Annotated in this window: 14 protein-coding genes; 4 read left to right on the plus strand and 10 right to left on the minus strand. The window is 64.3% G+C overall.

Going from position 1 to position 18,332, the window contains the following annotated elements; genetic code table 11:
• The 3 genes from AUR_RS06025 to AUR_RS06035 are packed head-to-tail and all read right to left on the minus strand — an operon-like array spanning position 1 to position 3,190.
• Positions 1-921, minus strand: a complete 921-nt coding sequence (locus AUR_RS06025; RefSeq protein WP_031217162.1) for a carbohydrate ABC transporter permease — start codon at positions 919-921, stop codon at positions 1-3.
• Positions 918-1,871 carry a carbohydrate ABC transporter permease gene (locus tag AUR_RS06030; RefSeq protein ID WP_021474333.1) on the minus strand — a complete coding sequence of 318 codons (954 nt, stop codon included), beginning with the start codon at positions 1,869-1,871 and terminating at the stop codon, positions 918-920. The genes AUR_RS06025 and AUR_RS06030 overlap by 4 nt, the downstream gene beginning before the upstream one ends.
• A 32-nt stretch (positions 1,872-1,903) precedes the next feature.
• On the minus strand, positions 1,904-3,190 hold the full coding sequence (locus tag AUR_RS06035; RefSeq protein ID WP_021474332.1) for an ABC transporter substrate-binding protein: 1,287 nt from the start codon (positions 3,188-3,190) through the stop codon (positions 1,904-1,906).
• 205 nt (positions 3,191-3,395) lie between these two features.
• Here AUR_RS06035 and AUR_RS06040 point away from each other — a divergent pair, with 205 nt between their 5' ends.
• Positions 3,396-5,414, plus strand: coding sequence for a beta-galactosidase (locus tag AUR_RS06040; protein WP_062097810.1), 2,019 nt, complete (start codon positions 3,396-3,398; stop codon positions 5,412-5,414).
• A gap of 149 nt (positions 5,415-5,563) precedes the next feature.
• Here AUR_RS06040 and AUR_RS06045 read toward each other — a convergent pair whose 3' ends face one another.
• The 3 genes from AUR_RS06045 to AUR_RS06055 all read right to left on the minus strand — a co-directional run bounded on the left by AUR_RS06045 (position 5,564) and on the right by AUR_RS06055 (position 8,975).
• A complete protein-coding gene (locus tag AUR_RS06045; protein ID WP_062097812.1) occupies positions 5,564-6,940 on the minus strand; it encodes an ABC transporter substrate-binding protein in 1,377 nt (458 codons plus the stop codon).
• Between the two features lie 165 nt (positions 6,941-7,105).
• On the minus strand, positions 7,106-8,038 hold the full coding sequence (locus AUR_RS06050) for a carbohydrate ABC transporter permease (protein WP_021474329.1): 933 nt from the start codon (positions 8,036-8,038) through the stop codon (positions 7,106-7,108).
• A complete protein-coding gene (locus tag AUR_RS06055; RefSeq protein ID WP_021474328.1) occupies positions 8,031-8,975 on the minus strand; it encodes a carbohydrate ABC transporter permease in 945 nt (314 codons plus the stop codon). The genes AUR_RS06050 and AUR_RS06055 overlap by 8 nt, the downstream gene beginning before the upstream one ends.
• A gap of 384 nt (positions 8,976-9,359) precedes the next feature.
• On the opposite strand from AUR_RS06055, the gene AUR_RS06060 reads away from it, so the two are divergent.
• From AUR_RS06060 to AUR_RS06070, 3 genes are read left to right on the plus strand one after another with little or no spacing between them, the layout of a single operon-like run.
• A complete protein-coding gene (locus AUR_RS06060) occupies positions 9,360-10,571 on the plus strand; it encodes an acetylxylan esterase (RefSeq protein WP_062097814.1) in 1,212 nt (403 codons plus the stop codon).
• Positions 10,568-12,622: a DUF6807 family protein gene (locus tag AUR_RS06065; RefSeq protein WP_062097817.1), complete on the plus strand. Its 2,055-nt coding sequence runs from the start codon at positions 10,568-10,570 to the stop codon at positions 12,620-12,622. The genes AUR_RS06060 and AUR_RS06065 overlap by 4 nt, the downstream gene beginning before the upstream one ends.
• Entirely contained in the window at positions 12,619-13,731 is a 1,113-nt protein-coding gene (locus AUR_RS06070; protein ID WP_062097819.1) for a M24 family metallopeptidase, read from the plus strand. The genes AUR_RS06065 and AUR_RS06070 overlap by 4 nt, the downstream gene beginning before the upstream one ends.
• A 139-nt stretch (positions 13,732-13,870) precedes the next feature.
• On the opposite strand, the gene AUR_RS06075 is transcribed toward AUR_RS06070, so the two are convergent.
• The 4 genes from AUR_RS06075 to AUR_RS06090 are packed head-to-tail and all read right to left on the minus strand — an operon-like array spanning position 13,871 to position 18,318.
• Positions 13,871-15,322 (minus strand): aldehyde dehydrogenase (NADP(+)), encoded by a 1,452-nt coding sequence (locus tag AUR_RS06075; RefSeq protein WP_062097820.1) that lies wholly within the window; start codon positions 15,320-15,322, stop codon positions 13,871-13,873.
• The gene (locus AUR_RS06080; RefSeq protein ID WP_062097821.1) at positions 15,303-16,430 is read right to left on the minus strand and encodes a mandelate racemase/muconate lactonizing enzyme family protein; all 1,128 of its coding nucleotides are present in this window, start codon (positions 16,428-16,430) and stop codon (positions 15,303-15,305) included. Before AUR_RS06080 ends, AUR_RS06075 begins: the two co-directional genes overlap by 20 nt.
• Complete coding sequence (locus AUR_RS06085) at positions 16,430-17,335, minus strand: 5-dehydro-4-deoxyglucarate dehydratase (RefSeq protein WP_062097823.1); 906 nt, start codon at positions 17,333-17,335, stop codon at positions 16,430-16,432. Before AUR_RS06085 ends, AUR_RS06080 begins: the two co-directional genes overlap by 1 nt.
• On the minus strand, positions 17,332-18,318 hold the full coding sequence (locus AUR_RS06090) for an NAD-dependent epimerase/dehydratase family protein (protein ID WP_062097825.1): 987 nt from the start codon (positions 18,316-18,318) through the stop codon (positions 17,332-17,334). The genes AUR_RS06085 and AUR_RS06090 overlap by 4 nt, the downstream gene beginning before the upstream one ends.
• Positions 18,319-18,332: the final 14 nt, after the last annotated feature.

Here is an 18,332-nt window from a genome sequence, read left to right on the forward strand (position 1 = left end):
CTAGCCCTTGAGGCCTTGGGTTGAAACGCCTTCGACGATGTAGCGCTGGAAGATCAGGAAGAACACCAGCACCGGCAGCAGGGCGAGGACCGACATGGCAATCATTGCGCCGTAGTCGGAGGACTGTGTCTGGTCCACGAACAACCGCAAGGCGAGCGGGAGCGGATACTTTTCCGGGGTGTTGAGGTACAGCAGCGGACCCAGGAAGTCGTTCCAGCTCCAGATGAAGGAGAAGATGGACGTGGAAATCAGTGCCGGCTTCATCAGCGGGAGCATGATCGAGCCGAAGATCCGCACATGCCCGGCACCGTCGATGCGCGCTGCTTCGTCCAGTTCAGCAGGCAGGTTCCGCATGAACTGCACCATCAGGAAGACGAAGAAGGCATCGGCTGCGAGGAACTTGCCGATCAGCAACGGCACGTACGTATCCACCAGTCCCAGCTGCTGGAACACGATGTACTGCGGAATGATCACCACGTGGAAGGGCAGCAGAAGGGTGGCAATCATCATGCCGAAGAACAAGCCGCGCCCCGGGAAGTTGATCCGGGCGAACGCGTAGGCGGAAACACTGGCGGAGAGGATGGTCCCCACCACCGCCCCGACGGCCAGGACCAACGAGTTGGTGAAGAACGTCAGCGTGCTGACCCCGCCGATCCCGTCCATGGCGGTGATGAAGTTGTCGAAGCTGAAGTTGGCGGACCACAGGGCTGTGTTGCCGCCGCCGATCTCCGAATTGGGCTTGAAGGATGAGGCAATCATCCACAAAGCCGGATACAGCACGATCGCTACCAGCGCCAGGGCAACAACGTGGAAGATGATGCTCTTGACGCGCTTTGCCGTTCCGGATTCCGACTTTGGGTTGTAGGCGGGAGCCGGTGCGGGCGCAGATGCCGACTGCATGGGAGTTGCCGTTGTTGTCATTTTGAATCACCGCTGTAGTGGACCCACTGCTTGGACGTCTTGAAGAAGATCAGCGTGATCACGCCGACCACGATCACCAGGAGCCAGGCCATCGCCGAAGCGTAGCCCATCCGGAAATCGCTGAAGCCGCGCAGGTAAAGGTAGAGCGTGTAGAAGAGGGTGGAGCCGGCAGGCCCGCCTTCACCGTTGGAGATGATGTAGGCCGAGGCGAAGATCTGGAACGCGTGGATGGTTTCCATCAGCAGGTTGAAGAAGATCACCGGCGACAGCATGGGCCAAGTGATGTTGAAGAACTTCCGCACCGGCCCGGCACCGTCCATGGACGCTGCCTCATAGAGATCCGCCGGGATCTGCTTGAGGCCGGCCAGGAAGATAACCATCGGAGCACCGAACTGCCAGACGGTGAGCAGGATCATCATGGGCATCGTCATGGAAGGGTTGCCCACCCAGCCGCCCAGGTTGATCCCGAAGAAGGACAACCCCTGATCCACGGGTCCCGAGTCACCGAACATGGCTTTCCAGACGATGGCGATCGAGACCGACGCGCCGATCAGGGAGGGAGCGTAGAACGCTGAACGGTAGAAGCCCTGGCCCTTGCGCTTGCTGTTGAGCAGCATGGCGATCGCCAAAGCGGCTGCGAGCTTCAACGGGGTACCGAAGACCACGTAGCTCAGGGTTACTCCCACCGATTGCAGGAAGCGCTCGTCCTGGAAAAGGGTGGCGTAATTGTCAAAACCTATCCACTTGGGAGCTTCGAAGAGGTTGTAGTTGGTAAAGGAGAGGTAGAGCGAGGAAATCATGGGCCCTACGGTGAGGGCGATGAATCCGAGCAACCAGGGCAAAAGGAACGTGTAGCCGGCGCGGGCATCCGCGCCGCGCCGCCGCGACTTGCGCGGTTGCGGGGCGGCGGACGTCCGGGGGCGCCTGCTCAGGGTTGGGCTTTGAGTCACGAGTTACGTCCGTTGGTTGGGGAAAGCCTGTATCAGGCGTTCTGCTTGATGAGGTCTTCGGCTTCCTTGAACCACGCGTCTGCGGCACTGTCCACGGTCAGCTTGCCGTAGTTCAGTTCAGAACTGATGCGCTTGAAGGAAGTCTCCAAGGTGCCGAAACCGACGATCGGCGGCTCGGGAGCATCTTTGAGGTACTTCTCGATGGACTTCTCGTAATCCACCACCAGCTTGTCCGTGCCTTCGAACGTGGTGCCGTCGCGCTGGGTCTTCGACGCCGGAACACCGCGGGAGGTCTTGAAGATCTGCCCCACCTCGGGGTCGTTGACCATGAAGTCGATGAAGCGGGCGGCTGCGTCCTTGTACTTGGTCTTCGCGCTGGCAACCATGAGCATGGAGGGCTTGAGGAAGAGCCCCAGGTTGTCCGGATCGTCCGACGGGACAGGAACCAGTTTCAGTTCCTTGGCGCCGCTGTCAGCGAGGTATCCGGCCATGAAGTTGTCCCACGTGACCTCGGTTGCCGTGACATTGGAGCCAAAGGGAGACTTCGGCAGCAACTGGGTCACCTTGTCCTCGCCCACAATGGCCCCGGTGCCGCGGAGGTCGGCGGCCAGGTTCCACCACTTCTTCAGGTCGTCCTTGGAGAAGCCCAGTTTGCCTTCATCGGTGAAGGCCTGGATGTTGTTCTGACGCAGCCAGATGTTGAAGTTCCACCACACCCCGGTGTAGTCGGTACCTCCGAACAGCGTGCCGTTGCCCTTGGAACCGACCTCCGTGAGGAAGGCGTTGAATTCCTTGTAGTTCCAGCTGCCGTCCGGTTCCGCGATGCCCAGGGACTTGAGCTTTGCGGGGTCGTAGTAGACGGCGAAGGCGTTGGTGCTGGTGGGGATGCCGAAGGTCTTGCCGCGGATCTGCCCGGAGGGAAGAAGGGACTTGTCAAAGGCATCGGTGTTGATCTTGACCGTGCTGAGGTCCAGGAGCTGGTTGCGCTGGCCGTAGTCGCGCAGGTAGGACAAATCCCACTGCATGACGTCCGGCAAACCGCCGCCTGCGGCTTCCGTGGCACGCTTTTGCCAGTACCCGTTGAAGTCGGTGAAGTTGCCGTTGACCTTGATGTCCGGGTTCTTGGACTCGAACAGCGCTATGGCCTTGCGGGTGCGCTCCGCACGGTCGTCGTTGCCCCACCACGTGTAGGTGATGGTCACCGGATTCTCGGCAGAACCGGTCTGTCCCGCCGACGAAGACTGCCCGCAGGCGGCGAGGAACGCAGCCGATGCCGCGCCCATGGCCACCGTGGTGAGGAAATTCCTTCTGTTGATCATGAGAGCCTCCTTGCTCAGTCGGTGCAAGCCCCATGTGATCCGTCCAACGTGGCAGTGATCTCGCTTACACTCTTTCTGAAACGATACAATAGCCCCAATCGGAGATCTGGGCAAGCGTTTTCCAAGAAGGGTGGTTTTCAGGTTTCCGGCCGCACCATGCCCCGCATATCCCTGTCAGCACCGCAGAATCGACGAAGGAGTCCCCTTGCTTTCACCTGAAACACCACGCGGTCCGTCCGTTTGGAGCAGCGTCCCCGGGCTTGGGTACGGCGGTGACTACAACCCCGAACAGTGGCCCGAACACGTCCGGCTCGAAGACATCGATCTGATGAAAGAGGCCGGCGTCAACCTGCTGAGCGTTGCCATCTTTTCCTGGGGCCTCCTTGAGCCAAGCGAAGGCAATTACGACTTCGCGTGGCTTGATGATGTCCTGGACAATCTCCACGGCGCGGGCATCAAGGTTGCCCTGGCCACCGCCACCGCTTCTCCCCCGGCATGGCTTGCCCGCAAGCATCCCGAAATCCTTCCCGTCACTGCGGAAGGAACCCGGCTGGAACGGGGCTCGCGACGGCACTACTCGCCGTCGTCGTCGGTGTACCGCCGGTACGCCACAACCATGACGCGGGTCATCGCCGAACGCTACAAGGACCACCCGGCGCTGGCACTGTGGCACGTCGACAACGAACTCGGCTGCCACGTCGGCGAGTTCTACGGCGAGGAGGATGCAGCCGCTTTCCGCCTGTGGCTTGAGCGCCGCTACGGCAGCATCGATGCGTTGAACGAAGCGTGGGGCACAGCCTTCTGGTCCCAGCACTACGCATCCTTCGACGAGATCATCCCGCCGGGCCTGGCCCCCACCACGCTCAACCCGGGCCAGCAACTGGACTTCGCACGCTTCAACTCCCGGGCCTTCATGGACTACTACCGCGAGCTGCTGGCTGTTCTTCGCGAGGTCACCCCCGATGTCCCGGCAACCACCAACTTCATGGTCTCCAGCGCAACCAAAACCCTGGACTACTTCGACTGGGCCAAGGACATGGATGTCATCGCCAACGACCACTACCTGGTGGCCGCCGATCCCGAACGGGAAATCGAACTCGCCTTCAGCGCCGACCTGACCCGCGGCGTCGCCGGCGGCAACCCATGGATCCTCATGGAACATTCGACGTCGGCCGTGAACTGGCAGCCTTACAACCAACCCAAGATGCCCGGCGAAATGCTGCGCAACTCACTGGCCCACGTCGCGCGCGGAGCGGACGCCGTCATGTTCTTCCAATGGCGCCAAAGCAAGGCCGGTTCGGAGAAATTCCACTCGGCCATGGTGCCGCACGGCGGCCGCAACACCCAGGTCTGGCGCAACGTGGTGGACCTCGGGGACGCCCTGCGCAGACTGGAGCCGGTCAAGGGTTCGCGCGTTGATTCGCACGTTGCCATCGTCTTCGATTACGAGGCCTGGTGGGCTTCCGAGCTCGACTCGCACCCCAGCCAAGGCGTCAAATACCTGGACACAATGCGGGCATTCCACCGCGCCCTGTACCTCCGCGGCGTGACCGTCGACTTTGTCCACCCCTCCGCGGACCTGGGCGGTTACGACCTCATCCTCGTTTGCACGCTGTACTCGGTTACGGACGAAGCCGCCGGGTCCGTCGCCGCCGCAGCAAGCGACGGAGCAACCGTCCTCATCAGCTACTTCAGCGGGATCGTGGACGAACGCGATCACATCCGGTTGGGCGGCTACCCGGGCGCGTTCCGGGAACTGCTGGGAATCCGGACCGAGGAGTTCCACCCGCTCTTCCCCGGCACGCCGGTGACCTTGAGCGATGGAACTGCCGGCTCGGTGTGGAGCGAACAGGTACAGGCGCTCGAAGCCACCGAGGTCCTTTCCACGTTCACGCACTACCCGCTCGAGGGCGTACCTGCCGTGACACGCCGGGCCACGGGCGCCGGCTCGGCGTGGTACCTCGCGACCCTCCCGGATGCGGACGGCGTCGATGCACTCACCGCGCGCTTGCTGGAGGAGGCAAAGGTGACCTCGGCAGCGGAAGCTTCTGCCGCCGTCGAGCTTGTCCGCCGCCGCTCCGCGGACGGCCGCAACTTCCTGTTCGCCATCAACCACAGCCGGGAGGACGTGGCGGTGAAGTCCGACGGCGTGGAGTTGCTGGGCGGCCAGCGCTTCACGGGCGTTGTGCCTGCCGGAGCCGTGGCTGTCATTGCCGAAGACTGACCCAAGCAGGTCGCAGCAGGGCGCGTTCTGAACGTTCTCAACGCGCTCTAATGCGACCTGGTTGGGGCTGGGGACGCGAAAGCGCCCCGGGCGAATCTTTACGATTCACCCGGGGCGCTGAGGGAAGTGCGCTGAGGGATGCGGTGGAGCTAGGCCCCGATCGCGGACTTCATTTCATCCGAAGCCTTCTTGCCCGCTTCCTCGGTGGAGAGCCTGTTGAACAGGACCTCTGAGGTGTAGCGCTTGATGATCTCCTGGATGGCACCGGCGCCCTTCGGCGGAGCGGCGGGAGCTTCACCGAGCTCCGGCTGGATCTCGCTGATGAAGTCCACCACCTTGGTGTCCGCGGGAGCCAGCTTGGTCTTGATCGCCTCGCGGACATCCGAGTTCGGGTACACACCGCGGTCAGCCAGGAGGATCTCGCCGGCCTTGACGTTGTTGGTCAGGAAGTCGATGAACTTGGCGGCCTCTTCGGGGTGCTTGGTCCGCGATGAGGCAGACCAGAACTGTGAAGCCTTGTACCAGAGCCCAACATCCTCAGCCCTGCCGGTCTTGGACGGGAAGCGGAGGATCTCCAGTTCGCCGCCGGAAGCCTTCTCCAAGGCGGGCAGCTGGTTGGACCACCAGAAGGCCATGCCGTTCTTGCCGGTTGCCAGTCCGCTCTGGTCAAGCGGCGCGGCTTCAGCTTCGATGATTTCCGACGCCGACGGTACAGCCTTCTTCTCGCTCAACTTCTTCAGGTTGTCCCAGTAGCCGGCGATGTCGGACGGCTCGAAGCCGAGCTTGCCGTCTTCGGTGTAGAGGGACTTGCCGTTTTGGCGCAGCCACACGCCGAGCGACGCTTCGTCAGTGCCGTAGGCTGCTGCACCGTAGGTGCCCTTGGGGGACTTCTCGGTAACCTCGGCGGCGATGCGCTCGAAGTCATCCCAGGTCCAGGTCTTGTCATCCGGGAGCTCCACGCCGGCGGCCTTGAAAACGGCCGGGTTCGCGAGGATGGTTGCTGCGTTGATGCCGGCGGCAATGCCGGTGAGGCCCTTGGGACCCTTGCCCGCATTCAGGGCCGCTTCATCGAGCTTGGAAGTATCGATCTGGTACTTGGAGAGGTCAAGCAACGCGCCACGGCTGGAGTATTCGGTGATGTACTTTTCGTCCATCTGGATGATGTCCGGGGCGTCGTTGGCCGCCACCTGCGTGGCGAGCTTGTCCCAGTAGCCGGACCAGTCGCCGTATTCAGCCTTGATGGTGATATTCGGGTTCTCCGCTTCGAAGGCCTTGATGGCTTCCTGGGTCAGCTGTGCGCGCTTGTCCCCTCCCCACCAGGAGAAGCGAAGCTCCACCTTGCCGTCGGCACTCTTGGCCTCCGACCCTCCACCACAGGCGCTGAGGGCCAGGACGGCTGCCGCCGTGGCTGCGATAATGGCGGAGGCGCGAAGTTTGCGCCCGGACTTCCTGGCCTTGGGCTCCTGCGCGCGCGTCTCCGGCGATGCTGCGCGGGCGACTGCTCCACCCTTTGGAAATAACGGCACTGTAGTCTCCGATCCTCTTTGATCCACTGTGGTGAGAAAGCGTTTTCTCATTGAATTTATGATATAAGTCACAAGCTTGTGTGACAAGTATTTCTTGCTGGCTGGATTGCATGGGAGGAGCCGGCGCATACCGGTCCCTCCCCGCAGGCGGGGCGCCTGATTGGTCTACTTGATGCCCGTGGTGGCGATGCCTTTGATCAGGAACCGCTGGCCGAACAGGAACACCAGGAAAACGGGAAGCAGGGACACGATGGACATCGCGAACAGCGATCCCCAGCTGGTGGCGGACTGCGAGTCCACGAACGCGCGGAGGGCAACAGGAACCGTGAACATGTCCGGATCCGTCAGGTAGATCAGCGCGCTGAAGAAGTCGTTCCACGTCCAGATGAACGTGAAGATGGTGGTGGTGGCCAGGGCCGGGACCATCAAGGGAAGGATGACGCGGAGGAAGATCCTCGGGTGACCGGCGCCGTCGATCCTGGCAGCCTCGTCAAGCTCCTTCGGAATACCGCGGATGAACTGGACCATCAGGAAGACGAAGAACGCGTCCGTTGCCAGCAGCTTGGGAACGATGAGCGGCCAGAACGTGTTCACCCATCCGATCTGGGAGAACAGGATGTACTGCGGAACGATCACCACGTGGAACGGCAGCATGATGGTCAACAACATGATGCCGAAGAAGAGCTTCTTGCCCGTGAACTGAAGCCTTGCGAACGCGTACGCCGCCATGGAGCACGAAATCAGGTTGCCGATGATCGAGCCCAGCACCACGATCGCCGAGTTGACCATGTAGTGGCCGAACGGGTGAGTCAGCGCAGACCAACCGTCCGTGTAGTTGCTCATCTCCAGGTTCTGCAGCCAGAGGCCGGGCTCGCGGAAGATGAGGTCGTTGGGCCGCAGGGAGGAGACCACCATCCACAGCAGCGGGTAGATCATGATGCCACCCACCAGGATCAGGATGGCGTGCTTGATGAGTCCTTTGACGCGTGCGCTCCGGCTGAAGGCAAGGCCTCCGGGTGATTCACGGCGGCGCGGGGTCTTGCCGGGCTTGTCGGCGGAAGAACCGGATGCGGGAGGCAGGGTCTGAGTTTTAGTCATCGTAGAACACCCAATACTTTGAAGCGATGAAGTTGATGGCCGTGAAGGCACCGATGATGACCAGCAGGAACCAGGCCATCGCTGAGGCGTAGCCCATGTCGAACTGGCCAAAGCCCTTCTGGTACAGGTACAGCGTGAAGAACATGGTGGAGTCCGACGGACCGCCATTGCCACCGGAGACGATGAACGCCTGCGTGAACGACTGGAAGGATCCAATGATCTGGAGCACGAGGTTGAAGAAGATGATCGGGCTCAGCATGGGAATGGTGATCCGCCAGAACTTCTGCATGGTGGTGGCACCGTCAACTTCGGCAGCCTCGTAGTACATGTTCGGAATCTGCCGAAGGCCGGCCAGGAAGATGATCATGGGGCTGCCGAAGGTCCACACGTGCAGCAGGATGATCGAACCTAGTGCGGTGTTGGGGTCAGAGATCCAGCCCGGGCCTTCGATGCCGATCATGGCAAGGACCTGGTTGACCAGGCCGGTGGTGCCGAAGATCTGCTTCCACAGGATGGCAACGGCCACCGAGCCACCCAGGAGCGAGGGCAAGTAGAAGATGGAGCGGTAGAACGGGAGACCACGCAGCCCCTTGTCCAGGACCAGCGCAATCAGCAGCGCCACGGCCAGCTGCAGGGGAACACCCACCAGGACGTAAGTGAAGGTGACCCGCAGGGAGTTATGGAGCCGCGCATCGCCGAACATGCGGGCGAAGTTGTCCAAGCCAACCCAGGCCGGCGGCTGCAAGAGGTTGTAGTCCGTGAAGGACAGGTAGAGCGACATCAACATGGGGCCAACAGTGATGACCGCCAGGCCAAGCAACCAGGGCAGAAGGAAGATGTAGGCGGCCTTGTTGTCGCGGCCGTTCGCCTTCTTCTCTTCCTTTGTCATGGGACCCTTGCGTCGGGTCATCGATGAGAGTTCACCAATCGCGCTCATTGCGTCCTCCCTGCGAGACCCTGAACGCCCGACGGCGCCTCAGGGTGATGCTTTTCGGCCATGTGGTCTCCTTTGGTCATCGTGGCCTGCCACGGAATTCGTGCTGGGACTTGCTGCCTTCCGGGACCGCCGGAGAAAACCGGCGCTGCCCTCTGATTTTCCGGGATTTCGATCCCGACGTTCAGCGGCTCCGTACCAAAGTAAACGTTTTCTTGACCCATGTACAGCCTTTTGCTAATTTTTGAGAAAGCGTTTTCTTAGTAGCGCCAATGCAAAGTTTTCCCCACGCTGAAGAAGCTCGGCGTGCGGTTTCGCAAACCCTCCGCCCAGCGAAGCAGGACTCCCATTGTTTCCTATCAACCCAGTTCCCCAGGGCCCGTCACCATGCCGGTGACTGAAACGGCGGAACGCCCCGGCGCAATCGCCGGGTACGAAGATTGGCCGGACTACGCCGCGCGCAACACCGGTCCGGGTACAGGCTTCGAGGGAAGTTCGCCGGCAGCCCGGCAGCTTGCCCTGACGTTGGGCGTCCCCGCCGTCAGCGGGAACCTCGATTACACGGTGCACCGGGAAGTGGAACACGACGGCGTGGTCACCTCGCTCCTTGGCTGGCAGACCGGTTTTGGACCCCGGACCGCCGCGTGGTTCGTGCGCCCCGCCGGACCTTCGGGCCCCCTGCCCGGGGTCCTTGCCCTGCACTGCCACGGCGGCATCAAATCCCACGGTGCCGAACGGCTGGTGGCAATGCCCGACGGCGGAACCTCCTCCGCGCATCAGCCCGGCCCCGTGCCAGCGGGCTTGCGGACGACATTGTACGGGGGACGTCCGCTGGCAACCTGGCTCGCCCAGCAGGGCTTCGCGGTCCTGGCCCACGATGCCTTCATGTGGGGCAGCCGCGGTTTCACCCTTGACCCGCTCCCCTACCGAACGGCGCACGCCGTTGCCGGACAGGAGGCACTGTGGCGGGAGGCCGGCGTCGTACCTTCACCGGCAGAACGGTATAACGAGGCGGCCGCGGCGCACGAGGAAACGGTAGCCAAAGCCGCTGCCCTCATGGGTACCACTGTGGCCGGGACCGTGGCCCACGACGACCTTTCCGCGCTCCATGTGCTGGCCGGCCTTCCCGGAGTGGATCCGGAGCGGCTGGGGTGCATCGGGTTCTCCGGCGGAGGCGGCCGGGCCTTGATCCTCGCCGGCCTCAGCCCGCTGGTGCGCAGCTACGTCGTCACATGCATGATGACCACCTTTGCCTCGCTCCTGCCCGCCTACCTGGACGCCCACTCCTGGCTGCTGCACTCCCCCGGGTTGGCGGAGCTGGGCGAGTGGCCGGACATCGCGCTCCGGTCCCGGGCCGAGTCCGTATTGGTGCAGTATTCGCTTCGGGACGGCCTCTTTCCCGAGCAGGGGATGCGAGACGCGCACTCGTACCTCTCCCACCATCTGCCCGGCAGGTACACCGGCACCTTCTGGGACGAGCCCCATGTGTTTACCCCGGCCATGCAGGACGAGGCTGCCGCTTTCCTCGCGTCCGGGCTGCGCGAAAAACGACCCCATGCCACCCCACCTTCAACTGATCCCGCTAGGACGGCCCCATGACCCTGCCCGCTACCGTGCCCGAACCATCGCTGACTCCCGGCCGCCTCCCCCGCATCGCGTTGGTGGGCGTGCACGGCTTCGGCGAACGGCACCTCGACAACATCGCCCGCCTGAGCTCGGCAGGCAAACTGGAACTCGTGGCGGTGGCCGATCCCGTGCCGCCGGCCGATGGCCGGCTCCCCGCAGGAGTGGACGTCTTTGACTCGCTCGAGGCCCTCCTGGCCGCTTACGGCACTGACATGACACCCGACGTCGTCATCATTTCCACCCCCATCCAAACCCACGCCCCCTTGGCCCTCAAAGCCCTGGCGGCCGGCGCGAATGTCTACCTCGAGAAGCCTCCCGTGGCGTCCATGGCGCATTACGAAGAAGTCCTGGCCGCAGCGCGTGCGGCGGGAAAGCTTGTGCAAGTGGGTTTCCAGAGCCTGGGTTCGCACGCCGTGCCTGCAATCCGGAACCTCGTGGAAACGGGCGCGATCGGCGAGGTACGGGGCATCAGCACCACGGGGGAATGGCTGCGCACCAAGGCCTATTTCAAGCGCTCCCGCTGGGCAGGAAAGCGCCGCCTGGACGGAGTGGACGTGGTGGATGGCGTTGCGACCAACGCACTCGCCCATGCGGTTGCGACGGGGCTGCGCCTCGCCGGAGCGGAGACGGTGACCGATGTCCGGTCCGTGGACACCGACCTCTACAGGGCAAACGACACCGAGAGCGACGACACCACGGTGGTCCGGGTGGCCACCGCCGGGACCGTGCTCACGTGCGCCCTGACCCTCTGCGCGCCCGTGCAGACTGCCCCCGCCGTCACGGTGTACGGAACGCTGGGACAACTCACGTTCTCCTACACCGAGGACCGCGTGGAGATCACGTCTCCGGAGGGAACAAGGATCCAGGACTTCGCCCGGACGGACTTGCTGGAGAACCTCATCACAGCCCGCTCCGAGGAGGACCTGCTCAGTCCCCTCGCCAAAACCGGGGCCTACGTGGCGGTGCTGGAGGCCATCCGGACCGCCGAGGCGCCGCGGCTCATCGACCCGGCCCACGTCACCTGGGTGGGTGAAGGCGATGATGCCCACGCTGTTGTCCACGACATCGGGTCGTGGATCCGGCGCGCCGCACTCGGGCAGGCAACCTTTGCCGAGCTCGGTGCCCCGTGGGCGTCCCCCGCAACCCGTCCTGCCGCAAGCATTGATGGAACCACGGTGGCCGTCTTCCAGGACGGCAGCAGCATCCGGCCCACGTCATCGCCGCGGCCCTACCTGCATCCCGTCAGCACCCTGGCGGGCACGGTGGTGACCGATCACGTCCCGGCGGACCACGTCTGGCATCTCGGCGCGGGAGTAGCCGTGCAGGACGTGAACGGCATCAATTTCTGGGGCGGCCGCACGTACACCCGTGACGCCGGCGCCTACGTCTGGCGCAAGGATCATGGCCGGATCGTCACCGAATCGGTTGACCACGGCGACGGCAGGCGGTTGGAACAGTTGAGCTGGGTTGGCCCGGACGGCACGCGTCTGATCGGCGAGCAGCGCGAGTGGCGCTGGTCCGCCGTCGGGCAGTCCATCTGGCAACTGACGCTGGACTTCACGCTTCAGACGGCCACGGACGGGACGGTGCTGCTGGGCAGCCCGGGTTCGAACGGCAGGCCGCAAGGCGGCTACGGTGGATTCTTCTGGCGCCTGCCCAAGGTTGCGGACGCCACCATCTGGACTGCTGACGCGCGGGGTGAGGATGCCGTCCATGGCAGCGTTGCGCCGTGGCTGGCCTGGTCGGGAACGTTCGACGCCGGAAGTCCGGCAGGCGTGCATGGCGCTGAATCTCTGGGCCACCCGGCAACGCTCGTGTTCCGGGCGTCCCCGCAGGCTCCCGACCCCTGGTTCGTCCGGCACTCGGGCTACCCGGGCGTGGGGCTCTCCCTTGCCTGGGAATCCCCCGTGGCCGTGGAACCCGGCAAGCCCATCCACCGCACCGTCTCGGTCCTGATCGCCGACGGCTTCCTGGCTTCACAAGACATTGACCAACTCATCGCAACTTTGGGGGAAACGGCATGACCGCTCAAACGCAGACCACCCGCACCATTACCGCGTCCCGCACGGCACCCGGCAACGCCGCCGACCGTGCCATCAAACGCCGCCGCGTCCTGGACATCCTCGACGCCTCCGGCCGGGACGCCCTGCTGCTGACAAGCAACACCGCCCTGACCTGGTACCTGGATGGCAGCCGGGTGCACATCAGCCTGGCCGGTGACCCCATCGCCGCCCTGCTGGTTGACCGGACGGGCGACCACTTGGTCACGTTCAATAATGAAGCAGGACGGATCGCTGCCGAGGAACTGCCCGCGGACGTGAGCCTGCATACCGTTCCTTGGCACGGACCGCTGCACGCCACAGCCGCCGGCCTGGCCCCGGACGGGAACCCGCTGCTGGAAGGGGACGTCACCGCGGAATTGCGGGCTGCCCGGCAGCAACTCCTCCCTGCGGAGGCAGCCCGCTACGCTGCCTTGTCTGCCGATGCCGCCGCAGCGATGACTGATGTCCTGGGCGAAGCGACCCCTGACACCACGGAGTTTGAACTCGTTTCCCGCCTCGCTGCCCGCGTGGTGGCCGCGGGGGCCGAGCCGTTGGTCCTGCTCTGCAACGGTGCCGGGCGAAGCGATTTCCGGCACCCCCTGGCCACCCATTCCCCCATCGGGCGGCGGGCGATGGCCGTGGTCTGCGCTCGACGTGATGGCCTGGTGGCCAATGTGACCCGGTGGGTGGCCTTCGACGCCGGCAGCCCTGCGGAGTTGGACGCAGAGGCCCGAATCGCCGCAGTTGAGGCAGATATCTTCCGCGCGACCGTCCCCGGGGTACGGCTGAATGAGGTTTTCACGGAGATCCAGCAGGCCTACGAACGTCACGGCTTCGGACCCGAGCAGTGGACGCTGCACCACCAGGGCGGCCCCGCGGGCTACGCCGGCCGGGATCCACGGGTCACCTCCGCGGTGACGGACACCATCGTGCTGAACCAGCCCTTCACGTGGAACCCCTCGGGCCCCGGGGTGAAGATCGAGGATACGGTGCTGCTCACTGACAGCGGACTCAATATCCTCACCATGGACGAGCGGTGGCCCACAACGGAAGTGGACGGCCGCCGTCGTCCGTTGACGCTGCGTCCGTAGGCACCCAACGCGACGACGCAAAAGTGGCGGGCCACCGGAAGGTGACCCGCCACTTTTTGCGTTCCCCCGCCCAAGTAAGTAGCAGTTAAGCGCGTTCTGACGGCTGAAAACGCGCTTAACTGCGATTCAGTTGGGTGCTTTAGCCAAGCTGGAGCACGCCGTCCACCCGGCGCGGGACGCCGAGCGGGTTGGACTCGTGCAGGGCGGGGTGCAGGATGCTTTCGGGAGCGTCCTGGTAGGCAACAGGCCGCTGGAACCGGCGCACAGCCGTGGCTCCCACCGAGGTGAAGAGGGAGGTGGTGGCCGGGTAGGGGCCCCCGTGCTGCTGGGCCCAGTTCACCGCGACGCCGGTAGGCCACCCCGCGAACAGCACACGCCCGGCGAGTTCACTCAGTTGCTCCACCAAAGCGGAGATGTCCTCGCCCGGCTGGGAGTGGACAGTGGCGGTCAGGCTGCCGGGTACCTTGGCGAGGGCCTGCGACAACTCATCCTGGTTGGCGTACTCGATGAGCAGCGTGGTGGGGCCGAAGCACTCCTCCAGCAGCTCCTCCGGCCGCTCCACCACGTTCGCCGCGGTGGTCGCGAAAACCACGGGGGCGGCGCCGTCGGCAAGCGCATCCTGCTCAGCGGTTCCGCTGACCAGCGTGACGCCGGGCAACTCGGCGACGCCCCGCAGCCCGTGCGGGAACGCTTCCGCGATGCGTTCGGTCAGCATCGCTGCTGCGGGCTTGTCCTTGCTGGCTTCGGCCAGGTGCGCGGCGAAGACGGTGCCGGCTGGGATGAAGACGAGTCCCGGTTTGGTGCAGAACTGGCCGGCACCCATGGTGAAGGAACTTCCAAGGCCCGCGGCGAGTTCCTCGCCCCGTTCGGCCACTGCCGCTTCCGTGATAACCACGGGGTTCAGGCTGCCCAGTTCCCCGTAGAACGGAATGGGGTCCGGGCGCGAAACAGCGAGGTCGAACAGTGCGCGCCCGCCGGGAATGGAACCCGTGAAGCCGACGGCCTTGATGGCGGGATCCTGGACCAGGGCAGTGCCGGCTTCCCGTCCGCTGACCAGCGCGAAGATACCCTCCGGCGCGCCTGCTCCCACGAGCGCCTCGCTGACGATTTCCGCGGTCCGCTCGGAGAGGCGAAGGTGCCCGGAGTGGGCCTTCACGATCACGGGGCAGCCGACGGCGAGCGCTGAGGCGGTGTCTCCGCCTGCCACGGAGAACGCGAACGGAAAGTTCGACGCCGAGAACACGGCTACGGGGCCAACCGGCCTGAGGATGCGGCGCAGGTCTGGCTTGGGCGGGGTGGCGCCCGGATCGGCATGGTCAATGACCGCTTCGAGGTACGAGCCCTCGGTGATCACCTTGGCGAACAACCGCAGCTGCCCGCTGGTCCGCGCCACTTCCCCCGCCAGGCGGACTGTGCCGAGACTGGTTTCGGAATCGGCAATGGCCACGAGTTCGTTCACGTTCGCGTCCAGCGCGTCGGCGACGGCGGTCAACCAGGTGGCGCGTTCGGCGTCGGAAGCTGCTGCGGTCACTTTGGCGGCGGCTGCCGCTGCTTGCGTGACCGCCGTCAGGTCAAGAGTTGCTGTACTCAATGTGCATTCCTTTGTTTTCGGAGCTCTCGCTTGCGGGCGTCATGGAACCGAAATCGAAGCCGAGCCCGGGACGCCCCCCGGAACTGAGCCTGCTGTTGCGGATATGGATGGGCGATGATCCGGCCAGGATGCCCAATTGTGCGAACGAAGCATCCTCGACGTCTTCGACCTTGACCGCTTCTGCCATGGTCAGTGCCAGTTGGCCGGACAACTCGGGCAGAAGGTGCGGGGCAACCCTGATGCTGTTGGCCCGGGCTAGTTCGACGATCCTCCGGAACGGGGTAATGCCGCCCACGCGGACAATGTTCGGCTGGATGATGTCCACGGCTTCTGCCTCGATGAAATCCCTGAAGCGATAGATCGTGTGGACGTTCTCCCCCAAGGCTATGGGCACCGGCGAGTGCTTGCGCAGCCTCCGGTAGGCCCAAAGATCGTCTGCACGGATCGGTTCCTCCAGCCATTCCAGGCCATAGCCGGCCAGGGCATCCAAGGCCCTGAAGGTATGGGCCAGGTCCCACCGTTGGTTGGCGTCGATCATGAGCAGGCGGTCCGGGCCGATCACTTCCCGGACAGCAGCCACCCGTTCGGCGTCCTCCCGCAGCTCGGGCTTGCCAACCTTGATCTTGACTGCGTTGTGTCCGGCCGCCACCCACCGTTGGGCCTGCTCCACCAACTGCTCCAGCGTGTAGTGCAGGTTCACCCCGGAGCCGTAAACCTCTACGGATTCCTGCCTCTGGCCAAGGAACCCGGTGATGGAGGTGCCGGATTGCCGTGCCAGGAGGTCCCACAGGGCGAGGTCCACGCCGGCCATCGCGATGGTGGTCAGCCCTCCCCCGCCGGCTTCGTGGAGCCGTTTCCACAACTGGTCCCACACGATTTCCGGGTTGGCTTCCACACCGGAAATAAAGGGAGCAATGTCGTGGTCCAGCAGGGCCTTTACAGCGTGGGGACCAATGGTAGGTGTCCAGGAGAAACCGTGGCCCCTGCCGCCGTCGTCCGTGGACAGTTCGGTGACAATCACGTGGTTCTCCGGCGCCTCGGTTCCCCAGCTGCGCAGCAGCGGAACGGTGATAAGCCGCGTGGAGAGTCCGGTGATCCTCGCAGTCATCAGCTGCCGGCCAGCTCGTGACCCTTGGCCAGGATCGCCTTGAGCTCCAGCAGCTGCTCTTCGGTGGGATCAACCAGCGGCGGGCGGACGGAACCAACGGGAAGCCCGGCGAGGCGGAGTCCGGCCTTGATGAGGGAGACACCAAAGCCTGGGGTCTGGTCGCGGAGCCGGACCAGGGGTGCGTAGAACCCCTCAAGCAACGCATTGCGGCGGTCTTCGTCGCCGGCGACGTAGGCGTCATAGTAGGCCTTGGCAATCTCCGGAGCCATGGCAAAGGCAGCCGAGGAGTACAGCGGGATGCCCAGTCCCCGGTAAGCGCCCTGGGTGAGTTCCGCGGTGAGGAGTCCGTTGAACAATGCGAAGTCCTTGCGGCCGCTGGCGTTGATGGCAGACACAATTTCCTGGGCAAGGCCAACGTCGCCGATCCCGTCCTTGAAGCCCACAACCTTGGGGTTGGCGGTCAGGCGGGTCATGGCTGCCGCGGTGAACTTCGCCGTGCCGCGGTGGTAGACAATGACGGGAAGGCTGCTGGCAGCGGCGACGGCCTCAACGTAAGCCACTACGCCGTCCGTCGGCCCGGAGACCAGGTACGGAGGCAACACCAGGAGTGCGTCGGCGCCGGCTTCCCCGGCCACCTTCGCAGCGGCGATCGCGTGGCCCAGCGGGCCTCCCGCACCGGCGACGACCGGAACCGCGCCGGCAACGACCTCGACGGCGGCAGTCACCACGGTGCGGATCTCATCGAGGGAAAGGGCATGGAATTCGCCCGTGCCGCATGCTGGGAACACACCGCCCGGACCAAACGGCAGCCGTGAACCGATGTGTTCCTTCAAAAGCTCCACATCAACTGAGCCGTCTTCGGCGAAGGGTGTGACGGGGAAGAAAAGTACGCCGTCGAAATTCATGCTGTCTCCTTGCTGGTTGCGCCCGCAGGCACAAGCCCGCGGTTGTTCTCGTCCTTGAGTACTGCTGTGTCTGCGCCGTCAAAAGGCGGGGTGAGTTCGGTGCGCCAGCTCCGCTTCGGTTCCCAGCCCAGAAGGGTGCGTGCCTTCTCGATGGAGAACGCTGGACTGGTCCCCGTGAGGTGTTCCGTGAGCGGGCCGCTGCCGGGCAGGAACTGCGGCAGCAGCTCCGACAGTGGCGCGGCAGCCAAGGCATCCTTGGCCCCCACGAAGAACGTCTGCCCGTTCGGAATGGAGTCCATCTTCACCAGGAGCGCATCCAGGAAATCAGCAACATCCCTCGCGTCAACGTAGTTGAACAGTGCGGGAGCGGACAGCGACGGATCCGCCAACCGCTCGCGTACGGTGTGGCCCTGCTGAGTCAGCGCGCCTTCCCACTCCTCAGGCGAAATGACGTAGCAGGGGCGGAACGCCGCGTAGCGGATCTTGTCCCCCTGGGCGGCGGCAAACATCCGGATTGTTTGCTCGGCGATCAGCTTGGACAGCGCGTACGCGTTCCAGGGTGTTGCCGGCGTGTTTTCGTCCAGCGGGAACGACGGCGGCAGCCAGCCTTCCGGGCAGCCGTAGCCCAAGGCGGTGGGGCTGCTGGCCGTGACGATCCGGCGAACGCCAACTTCTGTTGCTGCGCTGATGACGGCGAACGCGAGCCGCGTGTTGGTGCTGAAGATGACGTCCTCAGGAGCGCTAAAGGGGACAGCGATGGCCGCGAGGTGGATGACAGCGTCCGGCGCCGTCTCGCGAATCAGCCGTTCGGCTTCCCCCGGCGCCAGAAGGTCGGCGGTGTACTGCACTGCGCCGGCGGGCAACTGCTCTGCGGGGATGGCGTCCCGGTCGACCGAAAACACCTCATGTCCGGCGGCCGCGAGTCCGGCGACGACGCTGCGGCCAAGCCGGCCGGAACCGCCGGTGACGAAAATCCTGCTCATTGGTTAGTCCTTGT

Source organism: Paenarthrobacter ureafaciens (assembly GCF_004028095.1).
Classification (GTDB): domain Bacteria; phylum Actinomycetota; class Actinomycetes; order Actinomycetales; family Micrococcaceae; genus Arthrobacter; species Arthrobacter ureafaciens.

What these genes read in the sequence shown, in the direction of transcription:
- AUR_RS06070 (WP_062097819.1), top strand. Translation starts at nt 12,619, where the DNA reads ATGACCGCTCAAACGCAGACCACCCGCACCATTACCGCGTCCCGCACG.
- AUR_RS06050 (WP_021474329.1), bottom strand. Translation starts at nt 8,038, where the DNA reads ATGACTAAAACTCAGACCCTGCCTCCCGCATCCGGTTCTTCCGCCGAC.
- AUR_RS06085 (WP_062097823.1), bottom strand. Translation starts at nt 17,335, where the DNA reads ATGAATTTCGACGGCGTACTTTTCTTCCCCGTCACACCCTTCGCCGAA.
- AUR_RS06055 (WP_021474328.1), bottom strand. Translation starts at nt 8,975, where the DNA reads ATGAGCGCGATTGGTGAACTCTCATCGATGACCCGACGCAAGGGTCCC.
- AUR_RS06025 (WP_031217162.1), bottom strand. Translation starts at nt 921, where the DNA reads ATGACAACAACGGCAACTCCCATGCAGTCGGCATCTGCGCCCGCACCG.
- AUR_RS06060 (WP_062097814.1), top strand. Translation starts at nt 9,360, where the DNA reads ATGCCGGTGACTGAAACGGCGGAACGCCCCGGCGCAATCGCCGGGTAC.
- AUR_RS06080 (WP_062097821.1), bottom strand. Translation starts at nt 16,430, where the DNA reads ATGACTGCGAGGATCACCGGACTCTCCACGCGGCTTATCACCGTTCCG.
- AUR_RS06090 (WP_062097825.1), bottom strand. Translation starts at nt 18,318, where the DNA reads ATGAGCAGGATTTTCGTCACCGGCGGTTCCGGCCGGCTTGGCCGCAGC.
- AUR_RS06065 (WP_062097817.1), top strand. Translation starts at nt 10,568, where the DNA reads ATGACCCTGCCCGCTACCGTGCCCGAACCATCGCTGACTCCCGGCCGC.
- AUR_RS06035 (WP_021474332.1), bottom strand. Translation starts at nt 3,190, where the DNA reads ATGATCAACAGAAGGAATTTCCTCACCACGGTGGCCATGGGCGCGGCA.